An 11,894-nucleotide genomic window follows, 5' to 3' on the forward strand; every position below is an offset into this window, starting at 1 on the left:
TCAGTTGCCTTCATTCATGATTGCGGGCGCTGCAGAGGGTGCGGTTTCGGGCGTCCAGCGGGTGCCTTCGGGAAACACGTCGTTGACGGTTCCCTTCAGGGAATCGCCGTAAACGGGGTTAGGGAGGACGAACCAGCCATTCCCCCACAGTTGGGCAAGATCGCCGCGCGCTGCCAGTTCGCGCCGCTCCGCAGGGGGCAGTCCATCTTCGTTGAAAACATCGGCAAAATCGCCAAGATTGTCACCGACAAGAGCAATCACACAATAACGGCTGGCGATCATCGCGCGGCGCGCATCCTTGCCGCCACTCGTCGAGCCATCGTCACCACGAAGGAAAAGAGTTTCACCGTGCACCGCCTCGCCCAGGCCTACCGCTGCGATGGCGCGGGTTGCACCTTCGGCGCTATACTGGCGATTGGTGTTGAAAACGGGCGTGATGCCGGCTTCGCGTAGACGACGAAGTCCTGTCACCGCGCCGGGTACCGGCTTGACGTAGCTGGCGCCGGTTTCCTCCCAGCGTTTCCAAGTCTCGCTCGAATAGCTGGCCCCGGTAGCCGCAGTCCAATATTCGTAACCTAAATTGAGGAGCACGGTCTCATCCACGTCGAACACTACGGCAAGTGGTTTGGCGCTGCCGGTGGTTGCGCAGCTTTGCGGGTCCGCGATTGCGCCGTCGATACCCATTGCAACAGAGATCGGAACGCTGCGCTGGCGCGATTTACTTACGGCATAATCTGCCAGCGAGCGCCAAGCCTGGATCGATGCGCCGGCTGCTTCACCCGATCCATACAGCCACTGCATGATATTGGGGGCATCGGCAGTTGCCGAAAATGTTGGCGCAACCGCGTTTGGGCTTGTTGCGCAAGCAGAGAGCAGCAGCGCGGCTGTGGTTGCAAAAGCGGTGCGGATCATGCGCTTTCCCGTTCGCGCGTAGTCACGAATTCGATCTGTTTGTCGTAGGGGGCACCCACGATCATGCGCTGTACGTAAACACCGGGAAGATGGATGCAATCCGGATCGAGGGAGCCGGTCGGGACGATCTCTTCAACTTCCACGACGCAGACTTTACCGCAGGTTGCTGCAGGCTGGTTGAAGTTGCGAGCGGTCTTGCGGAACACGAGGTTGCCAGTCTCGTCGGCCTTCCATGCTTTGACGATAGAGAGGTCGGCGAAAATGCCGCGCTCAAGAATGTAGTCCTGACCATCGAAAGTCTTCACTTCCTTGCCCTCGGCCACTTGGGTGCCGACGCCGGTCTTGGTGTAGAACCCCGGAATGCCTGCCCCGCCAGCGCGCATGCGCTCGGCCAGCGTGCCCTGCGGGCAAAATTCGACCTCGAGTTCGCCCGACAGAAATTGGCGTTCGAATTCCTTGTTCTCGCCGACATATGACGAGATCATCTTCTTCACTTGTTGGGTACGCAGCAGCATGCCGATGCCTTCATTATCGATTCCGGCATTGTTGCTGGCGAAGGTGAGGCCTTTGACCCCGCTTTCCCTAATGGCTTCCAGCAATCGCTGGGGAATACCGCAAAGGCCGAAGCCTCCGCTGGCGATCAGCATGTCATCCTTGAGGAGCCCGTCGAGGGCGGATGCGGCGTCGGGAAAAAGCTTGTTCATCGAACCTCCGTTACGGCATTGCTGCTAGCGAGATGCGCGGAGCAAGTCACCCCGAAGATTGCGATTCGCCCGCCAGCCGAAGCGTTAACTGGCGAGGATGTGGGCGTTTCTCATCTCGCCTCAAAAGCTGTGCGTGCGATAACGACATGCATCCCAAGCAACGCAAAGTGCTGTTTTGCTGCAGTTGCGAGCAAATAGGCCATCATCGAATACTTAAAATCAGCAGCTTACCAATTAACCTTGCGTTTTTTTCAAGAAACCTTGTTCTTTTCGCACTTGCACAATAACCGCTTTACCGACATATCTCCTCGTGCCTTTTAGGCATCCTCTCCCAAGACTTTTTAAGCCCGGCTGGTTTTCCAGTCGGGCTTTTTTCTTGGTTGCTTCCGTGCCTGGTCGGACACTATAACTTTGCTCGCTCATTGCATGTGTGTGACCCGTCCCCATCTTCGGGGCCGACTGAAAGACACTTGCGAGGGAGATTACTCCACATGGCCGATGCTGACGCTGCGACGGCGGTAGACGAAAAAACAGTCCGGCTGCAGGTCGCTGCCGCACGCCAAGAGGAAAGCGGCCATGGCATCGCGCGGATGCCGCGCTCTGCTTTCCAGGCGCTTGGTATTACCGAAGGAGATCCGGTCGAGATAATCGGAAAGCGCGCCACAGTTGCGATTGCGATGTCTGCCTACGATGAAGACCAGGCTATCGAGGTGGTCCGGCTTGATGGCTTGCAGCGCGGCAATGCCGAAGTCGGCTCGGGCGAGCATGTGAAGGTCAAGGCTGCTGAGTCGCGTCCAGCCACGCGCGTGGTGTTTGCTCCTGCAAACCGTGACATGCGCCTGCAGGGACCGGCTCAGGCCCTGAAGCGCAATTTCGCCGGCAAGCCCCTTACTGCAGGGGATCTCGTGGCGACCACGGGTCAGCAGCCGGTGCAGAATATGCCTCCGGAAGTTCGGCGCATGTTCAACGCGCCGGCCTATGCGTTGACCCAGATCCGCCTTTCGGTCGTATCGACCAGCCCCAAGGGTATCGTCCATATCGATGAGAATACCGAAGTCGAATTGCGCGCCGAATTCGAAGCGCCCCGCGATGCGCGTGCCGTGGTGAACTATGACGACGTCGGCGGCATCGAGGAAACGATTCAGGCTCTGCGCGAGATGGTGGAACTGCCACTGCGCTACCCCGAACTCTTCACCCGTCTCGGTGTCGATCCGCCGAAGGGGGTGCTGCTACACGGCCCGCCGGGAACCGGAAAAACGCGGCTTGCGCAGGCCGTCGCCAACGAAAGCGATGCCGAATTCTTCACCATCAACGGGCCCGAAATCATGGGTTCGGGTTATGGCGATAGCGAAAAGGCGCTGCGCGAAGTATTCGAACAGGCCACCAAGGCGGCACCGGCGATCATCTTCATCGATGAGATTGATTCCATCGCGCCCAAGCGTGATCGCGTGCCGGGCGAAGCGGAAAAGCGCCTCGTCGCGCAGCTACTCACCCTGATGGATGGGCTTGAATCGCGTTCCAATCTGGTAGTCATTGCGGCAACCAACAGGCCAGACGCAATCGACGAAGCGCTCCGCCGTCCAGGTCGGTTCGATCGCGAGATCGTCATCGGTGTACCGGACGAGAAAGGCCGCCGCGAGATTCTCGGCATTCACACTCGCGGTATGCCCTTGGGCGACAAGGTCGATCTGGCAGAACTGGCCAAGGCAACTTACGGTTTCGTCGGGGCGGACATTGCCGCACTCACGCGTGAAGCCGCCATCGACGCTGTACGTCGCATCATGCCTAAGATCGATCTCGACGAGCGGACCATTCCCCCTGAAGTGCTCGACGAACTATACGTGGGGCGCGAGGATTTCCTCTCGGCGCTTAAGCGTATCCAGCCCAGCGCGATGCGCGAGGTCATGGTTCAGGTGCCGAATGTCGGGTGGAACGATATCGGCGGGGTGGGCGATTCGATCGAGAAGCTGAAGGAAGGCATCGAACTTCCGATGAAGAACCCCGAGGCGTTCCGGCGTCTGGGAATTCGCCCGGCAAAGGGTTTTCTTCTGTATGGGCCGCCGGGGACCGGCAAGACTTTGCTGGCCAAGGCCGTCGCCAAGGAGGCGGAAGCCAATTTCATCTCGATGAAATCGAGCGACCTCCTGTCGAAATGGTATGGCGAAAGCGAACAGCAGATCGCCCGCATGTTCAAGCGTGCGCGGGCGGTGGCGCCGTGCGTCGTGTTCATTGACGAGATCGACAGCCTGGTTCCTGCCCGTGGCTCGGGGCAGAGCGAGCCCCAGGTCACGGGCCGGGTGGTCAACACCATCCTTGCTGAAATGGACGGGCTGGAAGAATTGCAGTCAGTCGTGGTTATTGGTGCGACCAACCGCCCCACCTTGGTGGATCCCGCCCTCCTGCGTCCGGGCAGGTTCGACGAACTGGTCTATGTCGGCACGCCCGACAAGGCCGGTCGCGAGCAGATCCTTGGTATTCACACGGCCAATATGCCGCTTGCTTCGGACGTGAGCCTTGGAGGTATTGCAAGCAAGACCGAGCGCTTCACCGGCGCCGATCTGGAAGACGTGGTTCGCCGTGCTGGCCTGAACGCACTTCAGCGTGCTGGCGGCGATGTGCAGGAAGTGACCGCGCCAGACTTTGAAGAAGCGCTCAAAGACAGCCGCGCCACGGTCACGAGCAAGATGGAGGCCGAATACAAGAAGATGCGCGGCGAGTTGAAGAAACGAGCGGCAGAAGTTCAGCCGATCGGTTTCATCCATGAAGGCATGCTAGAGCCGACGCGCGATCGCAAGCACGGCAGTGCCGACGACTGATTAATTGCCCATCGCGCGCTGGTTCGCCGCTTCCACTTCGAGGCGGTGGCGGATCAGCGCGTCGGGCTGGTTCTTCCGCAACCATGCGACCATGTGTTCGCGCGCCTCGCAGCGCAGGGTGAAAAGATCGCCGATCGTATCGGCACTCATCGACAGGCGAAGCTCAATGCTTTCCGGATAAGCCTCTGTCATGAGCAAGGCGAGATTCCGCCCGTCCCACAAAGCGTGAGCCTTCACGAACCGCTCGAATTCCTCGCGGATGGGATCGATCTCGGCGGCCGGATCAAGATGCAGCATCACCGGGCCGGTCAGCTTTTCGCTGACCCGCGACCAGTTCTCGAAGCTCTGATCGAGAAAGCGACTGGTCGGAACCACCATTACGCGCTCGTCCCACGTCCTCACGGTGACGAAGCTCATGCGGATTTCCTCTACCCGGCCAGCCTGTCCGTCGACCTTAACCAGATCGCCAATCCGCAGCGGTTGGGTCAGCGCCATCTGCAACCCGGCAATCAGAGATTTGAGAGCAGGTTGCGCGGCTGCACCGACAGCCAAGGCTGCCAGACCGGCCGAGGCCAGCATGGTCGTGCCTACGTCGCGCACGCCGGGAATGTTCACCATGATCAGGGAGACCGTGATGATGACGATCGCCACCCGCGCCGTGCGCGAGAGGATCGCGATGCGTGTCCGATAACCGCGATGCATCACTTCATCGCCGGTTACCGCCAGCTGCGCTTCATAACCTGCCGCCAGCCCCTTAACGAAGGAAAAGGCGACCCAGCCGATAACTGCGGGCATCAGATAGCGGATCAGTACGTCCCACCCGTCCCCGATCAGGGCATCGTTCTCGGCAGCGATGGAAATCCCGAAAGCGATCATCGCCCAGCGCATCGGTTTCCGGATTTTATCTACGAGCGTATCGTCCACGCGGCTTGCCGAAGCGCGAGTCACCCGGCCTAGCAGCTTGAAGACGATCCAGTGCAGGGCCAGCGCCAGGAATGTCGCCACGCCGAGTGCGATCGCCGTGTGGATCAGGCCGTCGTAAGAAACCGGCCAATTCTGGGGATAGTAACGCTCGAACATCGGCACCGCGACTATTGGGCTTGCTCCAAGCTTGCAAGGCTCGCAGTTCGTTCGACTTGCGGCAGCAGGATGGTCACAATTAGGCCGTCAGCTGTGAAATCGCGCTCGACGCTCCCACCGAATTGCCGGGCGGCGCTTTCCATCAGCAGGCTGCCAAAGCCTTTGCGGTCTGGTTCTCCCTCGAGCGCTGCGCCGCTTTCGCGCCATACAAGCTCGATGGCATCGCCCATCCATTTCCAGCTCACCTGGATTTCGCCGCCGTTGGCCCATGCTCCATATTTGACGGCATTGGTGGTCAGTTCATGGAGGACCAGGCCTAGCGGAGTGATCCGCTTTGCAGGCAGCAACACCTCGGGTCCGTCTATTCGAGCGGGCTGGGTTTGCGAACGATATGGCGCCAAGGTGGTCTCGACCAGCGCTTCGAGCGAAGCCAGCTCGCGATCGAGCGCGCCCTGACTGACCTCGTGCGCGGTCAGCAGCGCACGCACACGTTCGGCAATGGCGTCGGTGACAGCCTTGGCTTCGGGTTTGTCCCGCGCACTCATCTGAATGATTGCGAGGACGACCGCGAAAAGGTTCTTCACCCGGTGATTGAGTTCGCGAGCAAGAAGATCGGCGCGATCGCGCGCTTCTCCAACCGCAGCTGCCTGCGCGGCTTCCGCCTCGGCGCGAGCAGCTCGCGAAACCAGCCGCGAACCGAAATAGATCGCGATGACCAGAAGGGCGATCAACGTGCCGAGCAGGGGCAGAACCCGCCCTTCGAGCCGCGCTGTATCCTGCACCTGGCTGGACAGCAGCTCGCGCTCGATTTCTTCCATCTCGTTGAGCGAGCGGCGCAGGCGCTCCATCGTTTCCTGACCCTGGTCGCTCAGAATCGCGCGGCGGGCTTCCAGCAGCTTGCCATCCTCAAGCAGGACGACCGTGTTCTCGAGCTCGGAGAACTTCGCTTCGGAAAGCATGCTGATCTGATCCAGCAGTTCCTCCTGCCGTGCCGTCGCGTCATCGCCCAGCAGATCGCGGACCCGGCGCAATGCCGGATCGATCTGTTCCCGCCCTGCCTGATAGGGTTCGAGGTAACGCCGATCGAGCGTAATGAGATACCCACGCTGACCGGTCTCGCCGTTGAGAGCTGCGGTCTCGACGCGTTTCAATTCCTCGATCAGTTCTGCAGTATGTCCCGACTGCTGGCGCTGCGCGCGCTCCGCCTCCACGGTTTGATAGACCAGGAAGATGAGCGCCATCATCGCAGCGCCGATGATCAGCAGGACGATAGCGTTCGGAAGCCTGACACCCAAAGCTTTGCCTTGCATATTCATGACTAGTGCGCCGCTCCCCAGCTCTTCCCGGTTCCGATGTCTATACCCAAGGGCACGGAAAGGTCGATTGCAGGCCGTGCGGCGCCTGCCATCACGCGCTCGATGATTTCGGATGCGGCGTCCGCATCGCTCTCGGGCAGTTCGAAAACAAGTTCGTCGTGGACCTGTAAAAGCATCCGTACATGGCCGAGGCCCGCTTCTTCGAGCGCAGGCCCCATGCGAACCATGGCCCGCTTGATGATGTCGGCACTGGTGCCCTGGATCGGGGCGTTGATCGCAGCGCGTTCGGAACCGGCGCGTTCGTTCGGATTCTTCGAATTGATCCGTGGGAACCATGTCTTGCGGCCGAACAGCGTTTCCGAATACCCCTTCTCGCGCACGCTTTCGAGCGTGTGAAGAATGTACTTCTGGATGCCGGGGAAGCGCTTGAAGTAGGTATCGATCATGGCCTGCGCCTCGTCGGGTTCGACCTTAAGGCGGCCGGCCAGACCCCAGCGGGAAATGCCGTACAGGATCGCGAAGTTGATCGTCTTGGCGCGGGCGCGGGTGTCGCGGGTGACTTCGCCAAACATCTCGCTCGCAGTGCGCGAATGGATATCCTCGCCCTCCTCAAATGCTTCGCGCAGCGGGCCGACATCGGCCATGTGAGCTGCCAGCCGCAGTTCGATCTGCGAATAGTCGGCAGCGAGCAGTATATTGCCCTCGTCCGCCACGAACGCCTCGCGGATCTGGCGACCGATTTCGGTGCGGATCGGGATGTTCTGGAGGTTCGGATCGGTTGAGGAAAGCCGGCCAGTCTGAGCCCCTACCAGGCTGTAACTGGTATGGACCCGGCCGGTCCGCGGATTGATGGCCTGCTGAAGCGCATCGGTATAGGTCGACTTCAGCTTGGTCAGCTGGCGCCACTCCAGCACCTTGTCGGCAATGTCGGCGCCATCACCGGACAGGCGTTCCAGCACCGACTGGTCGGTCGAATACTGGCCGCTCTTGCCCTTCTTGCCGCCCTTGTGGCCCAGCTTTTCGAACAGGATTTCGCCCAGTTGCTTAGGGCTGCCCACAGCAAATTCCTGTCCGGCCAGCTCATGTATCTCGCCCTCGAGCCGGGCGGTCTCGGTCGCGAACTCATCCGACAGGCGCGCCAGCTGGGCACGATCGACTTTGATGCCGTGTCGTTCCATTCCAGCAACGACCGGGACCAGCGCACGGTCGACACGCTCGTAGATCTTCGTTCCGCCTTCTACGGGCAGCCGGCGGTGCAGATGCGTATATAGCCGCCAGGTTACGTCCGCATCCTCGGCAGCGTATTCCGTAGCCTTATCGAGGGGGACCTCGCCAAAGGGAATCGCTTTCTTGCCGGTGCCGCACACTTCCTTGAAACTGAGGCATTTGTGGCCAAGGTGGCGTTCCGCCAGCTCGTCCATTCCGTGCCCCCCGCCGATCCCGGCTTCGCTGCGACCAGCGTCGAGGGCGAAGCTGATGATCATCGTGTCATCGATCGGGGATACCTCGATCCCGTTGCGTGACAGCACGTTGAGGTCATACTTCCCGTTCTGGAAAATCTTGAGCACCGCATCATCTTCCAGAAGCGGTTTCAGCAATTCCAGCGCGGCTTTCATCTCGATTTGTTCGGGCCGTTCGGCGAACATGTCGCTGCCGCCATGCGCCAGCGGGATATAGCAGGCGTCGTTCGGGCCGAGCGCAAGGCTGATGCCAACCAGGTCGCACTGCATGCAGTCGAGCGAACTGGTCTCGGTATCCACCGCCACTACCCGCGCGTAGCGGGCGCGCTCGATCCAGGATCGGAGCCGCTCTTCCGTCTGGACGCATTCATAGGCGCTGCGGTCCACGGCGGGCATATCGGGCAAGGACTGGGTATTGCCTTCGTTGGTTGGCTCGGTGCCCGCAGTTTCCTGCTTGGGCGGATTGAGATCGGTCGCGCGGTTGGGGCTGCCGGTACCGGATTCGAGCCGCCGCAGGAGGCTGGTGAACCCGTGCTTTTCCAGAAACGCCGCAAGCGGTTCGCTGGGAACGCCAGCCAGCTTCATGTCGTCGAGATCGACGGGCAGACCGCAATCTTCGCGCAAGGTCACGAGCACGCGACTGAGTTCGGCATTTGCGCGGTGCTCGATCAGGCGCTCCTTCAGCTTGCTCTTCTTCATTCCCTCGGCTGCATCGAGCGCAGCGGTCAGATCGCCATGTTCGGCAATGAGCTTGCTGGCGGTCTTGGGACCTACGCCGAAGATACCGGGAATATTGTCCACCGAATCGCCCATCAGCGCCAATACGTCACCGACCTTTTCCGGCGGAACGCCGAATTTTTCCTGGACCTCTTCGATATAAATGCGCGCACTTTTCATCGTGTCGAGCATGTCGATCCTGGCGCCGTCCTTCTCGCCGACCAGCTGCATCAGATCCTTGTCCGAAGACACGATCGTCACGTCCCAGCCCTTGGCCTGCGCGGCGCGGGCATAGGAGGCGATCATGTCGTCCGCTTCTACGTCGGGTTCCTCGATACAGGGAAGGCTGAAGGCCCGGGTCGCATCGCGGATCAGCGGGAACTGAGGGACCAGATCTTCAGGCGGATCGGGCCGGTTGGCCTTGTACTGATCGTAGATCTCGTTGCGGAAACTGTGGCTCGACTTGTCGAGAATTACCGCCAGATGCGTCGGCCCGTCCGCCTTGTCGAGATCGTCCGCCAGCTTCCACAACATGGTGGTATAGCCATAGACCGCGCCGACCGGCGTGCCTTCGGGGTCGGTCAGGGGGGGCAGGCGGTGATACGCCCGGAAAATATAAGCCGAGCCATCGACGAGATAGAGGTGCTGCTTGTCTGCCATCGCAAGGGGCACTAGCAGGCAGTCGCCCCGATGGGGAGCGTCAAGCGAGCGAAAATTGCGAATGTAAAAATGGCGTAAATGCGGCGAATTGCGGCAAGATAGTGGCAATAAGGCGCAAAAAGGCTTGCAGTGCCACAATGTGGCCACTATTTAGACATCGTAAGGCCGGATTTGATGGCCTTGCGCGGGGACGGATCTCCTCTCCGCATCCAGAACTCGCTGTTTAAGGATTTACCATTATGCGTAAGATCGCACTCGTCGCCGCCGCTTCGGCCGCCGCTCTCTCGCTCGCTGCTTGCTCGGAAGCTACCGAAGATTCCGCTGGCGAAACCGTTGATTCGGCTGCTGCCGACACTGAAGCCAACATGGAAGCAGCTGGCAACACCATGGAAGACGGCGCTGCTGAAATGGAAGCTGGCGCTGACGAAATGGCTGCAGACGCTGACGCAGCTGCTGCTGAAGTCGAAGCTGACGTTCAGGACGAAACCACCGCAGAAGCTCAGGCCGACTAATTCGGTTCAGCTTTGCGGGACGGTTCACCGTTCCAAAAAAGAAGGGCGGTGCCAGATGGCGCCGCCCTTTCTTTATAGGTCCCGCCCCTTGGTGCGTGGCCATACTCTTAAGGCAGGAAAATCTAACCGCCGTAATCGGCATCCGCCCAGACGCGGCCATCAGCCTTACGGTCGGCAAAGCCGCGGTATAGCGCGCCGGTGATCGTCGAGATGCGAGCGTCGCGCATTTGCCGTGCTTCGAGCTTGCGGCTGCGGTTGCCATTCTCGACTGCCATCGAGGGGCTCTGCCCGGTGACATAGATCGCAACCGCCACCGCGCGGCCGTCGGGCGTGTGGAAAATGCCGATGTCGCTCGCGGTGCGGGCCAGCGTGCCAGTCTTGTGCGCAAGGCCGGCACTCGTCGGAAGAGCTGACCGCATGCGTTTCTTGCCGGTAGTAGTGGCCCGCATGGCGTTCATCAGCACGCCGCGCGAAGAGGCGCTGAGCCACTTGCCCTGATAAATACCCGCCAGAAGCTGGCCCATGGCACGCGGGGTCGCGCTGTCACGAAAATCGACGGCGGATGCGGGATCCACCCTGCCGTCTTCGCGCACCAGTGTGGCGATATCGCGGGTCAGCTGGAATTCGGTGATGCCTGCGCTGCGCATCCAGTCATTGACTGCCTTGGGGCCGCCGACGGCATTGAGCAGGGCGTCGGTGCAGGCATTGCAGCTCTTGCTGATCATCAGGTCGAGGTGTTGCTTGCCGGATAGATAGGCGCCGCCCGGCCGCGGCAGCCGCCATTCGCTGGTCAGACTCCACTTTCCAGCGTCGACACCTGCGAGATAGGTTGCCGCGATAGCGACTTTGCTGGTGCTAGCCATCGGAAAGCGCTGATCGGCCAGGACGCCGATCTCGTGACCCGTGGTAAGGTCGATCGCATAGACGCCGATGCGCCCCTGCGAACCTTCTGCCAGTTGGGAAATGCGCTGCCCGAGCGGATCTTCGTAAACCGCTTCATAGGTCTGGGGCGTGCGTGCTTCGGTGCCCAGTACCTGGTCGAATTGTGCCGTATACGCTTGAGCGCTGACGATCGCCGGCATTCCCAGGGCAAGAGCCCCGGCTGCCAGCATACTCCCGAGTTTTGTGATCCGCATGGCTATCCTGTTACCAAAGTTATGGTTTTCAGAACATTAACGGTATTCTGGCGCAAGCTGCAAGCACTGCCGCGACGAATTGTGTCGCGACAGCGCTCAAGATGCTGCGAGCTAAGTGCTCGTTTTAGAGTTTTTCTTTCTGAAATCAGGCGGCGGCAATGGCCTTTTCGATGCGGTCGGTGGGTTCTCCGGTCATCGTCTTGTCGATTTCACCGACGAGACGCTTTTCGAGTTCCGAATGATAATGACGGCGCATTTCACCCAAGGTCTTCGGGTCGGCAATCACCAGCAAATCGTCGATTTCCCCGGCCACCGCCTTGGCATTCAGCCATTCCGCGGCTGCCGCGCCATGGGCCAGTTCGTTGAGATCGGTGGCGCCGCGGCGCTGGCCGATATCGTCCTGATGCTTGATCCCGGCGCTGAAATTGGTGGCATCGAGATCGGGCTTCTGGGCGCCTTCGAGCTTGGGTTCGAACGGCTGGCCGGTGTTCTGCATTACGGTGAAATTCTCGCCATCGACGATTGCGACATGGGCCTTGTGCGGCAGTTTCATGGATGTCTCCTCCAGTAAATTGGTCTCG

The 11,894-nt window shown here is 60.3% G+C and carries 9 protein-coding genes; 2 read left to right on the plus strand and 7 right to left on the minus strand.

Annotation, left to right across the window (positions count from 1 at the left end; all coding sequences use genetic code 11):
• Both ACYQ0G_RS10165 and ACYQ0G_RS10170 read right to left on the minus strand, forming a co-directional pair.
• Positions 1–912 (minus strand): 5'-nucleotidase, lipoprotein e(P4) family, encoded by a 912-nt coding sequence (locus ACYQ0G_RS10165; protein ID WP_460102191.1) that lies wholly within the window; start codon positions 910–912, stop codon positions 1–3.
• The gene (locus tag ACYQ0G_RS10170) at positions 909–1,616 is read right to left on the minus strand and encodes a CoA transferase subunit A (RefSeq protein WP_460102193.1); all 708 of its coding nucleotides are present in this window, start codon (positions 1,614–1,616) and stop codon (positions 909–911) included. Before ACYQ0G_RS10170 ends, ACYQ0G_RS10165 begins: the two co-directional genes overlap by 4 nt.
• Before the next feature lie 491 nt (positions 1,617–2,107).
• Between ACYQ0G_RS10170 and ACYQ0G_RS10175 the strand changes: the two genes are divergently transcribed.
• Positions 2,108–4,432 carry a CDC48 family AAA ATPase gene (locus ACYQ0G_RS10175; RefSeq protein ID WP_460102195.1) on the plus strand — a complete coding sequence of 775 codons (2,325 nt, stop codon included), beginning with the start codon at positions 2,108–2,110 and terminating at the stop codon, positions 4,430–4,432.
• Here ACYQ0G_RS10175 and ACYQ0G_RS10180 read toward each other — a convergent pair whose 3' ends face one another.
• Genes ACYQ0G_RS10180 through polA form a run of 3 tightly spaced genes read right to left on the minus strand, consistent with a single transcriptional unit; the run spans position 4,433 to position 9,665 of the window.
• A complete protein-coding gene (locus ACYQ0G_RS10180) occupies positions 4,433–5,512 on the minus strand; it encodes a mechanosensitive ion channel family protein (protein WP_460102197.1) in 1,080 nt (359 codons plus the stop codon). It lies immediately after the preceding gene.
• Between the two features lie 11 nt (positions 5,513–5,523).
• Positions 5,524–6,828 (minus strand): CHASE3 domain-containing protein, encoded by a 1,305-nt coding sequence (locus tag ACYQ0G_RS10185; protein WP_460102199.1) that lies wholly within the window; start codon positions 6,826–6,828, stop codon positions 5,524–5,526.
• A 2-nt stretch (positions 6,829–6,830) separates the two neighbouring features.
• Complete coding sequence (polA, locus tag ACYQ0G_RS10190; protein ID WP_460102202.1) at positions 6,831–9,665, minus strand: DNA polymerase I; 2,835 nt, start codon at positions 9,663–9,665, stop codon at positions 6,831–6,833.
• Positions 9,666–9,904: 239 nt separating this feature from the next.
• Here polA and ACYQ0G_RS10195 point away from each other — a divergent pair, with 239 nt between their 5' ends.
• Positions 9,905–10,177: a hypothetical protein gene (locus ACYQ0G_RS10195; RefSeq protein WP_460102204.1), complete on the plus strand. Its 273-nt coding sequence runs from the start codon at positions 9,905–9,907 to the stop codon at positions 10,175–10,177.
• A 122-nt stretch (positions 10,178–10,299) separates the two neighbouring features.
• Here the strand turns inward: ACYQ0G_RS10195 and ACYQ0G_RS10200 are convergent, their stop codons facing one another.
• Together ACYQ0G_RS10200 and ACYQ0G_RS10205 are read right to left on the minus strand one after the other, a co-directional pair.
• A complete protein-coding gene (locus ACYQ0G_RS10200) occupies positions 10,300–11,313 on the minus strand; it encodes a serine hydrolase (protein ID WP_460102206.1) in 1,014 nt (337 codons plus the stop codon).
• Between the two features lie 145 nt (positions 11,314–11,458).
• The gene (locus ACYQ0G_RS10205; RefSeq protein ID WP_460102208.1) at positions 11,459–11,866 is read right to left on the minus strand and encodes a baeRF12 domain-containing protein; all 408 of its coding nucleotides are present in this window, start codon (positions 11,864–11,866) and stop codon (positions 11,459–11,461) included.
• Between the last annotated feature and the right edge of the window lie 28 nt (positions 11,867–11,894).

Source organism: Qipengyuania triglochinis (assembly GCF_054655615.1).

Coding starts and splice junctions, on each gene's coding strand:
- ACYQ0G_RS10165 (WP_460102191.1), bottom strand. CDS start 912: ATGATCCGCACCGCTTTTGCAACCACAGCCGCGCTGCTGCTCTCTGCT.
- ACYQ0G_RS10170 (WP_460102193.1), bottom strand. CDS start 1,616: ATGAACAAGCTTTTTCCCGACGCCGCATCCGCCCTCGACGGGCTCCTC.
- ACYQ0G_RS10175 (WP_460102195.1), top strand. CDS start 2,108: ATGGCCGATGCTGACGCTGCGACGGCGGTAGACGAAAAAACAGTCCGG.
- ACYQ0G_RS10180 (WP_460102197.1), bottom strand. CDS start 5,512: ATGTTCGAGCGTTACTATCCCCAGAATTGGCCGGTTTCTTACGACGGC.
- ACYQ0G_RS10185 (WP_460102199.1), bottom strand. CDS start 6,828: ATGAATATGCAAGGCAAAGCTTTGGGTGTCAGGCTTCCGAACGCTATC.
- polA (WP_460102202.1), bottom strand. CDS start 9,665: ATGGCAGACAAGCAGCACCTCTATCTCGTCGATGGCTCGGCTTATATT.
- ACYQ0G_RS10195 (WP_460102204.1), top strand. CDS start 9,905: ATGCGTAAGATCGCACTCGTCGCCGCCGCTTCGGCCGCCGCTCTCTCG.
- ACYQ0G_RS10200 (WP_460102206.1), bottom strand. CDS start 11,313: ATGCGGATCACAAAACTCGGGAGTATGCTGGCAGCCGGGGCTCTTGCC.
- ACYQ0G_RS10205 (WP_460102208.1), bottom strand. CDS start 11,866: ATGAAACTGCCGCACAAGGCCCATGTCGCAATCGTCGATGGCGAGAAT.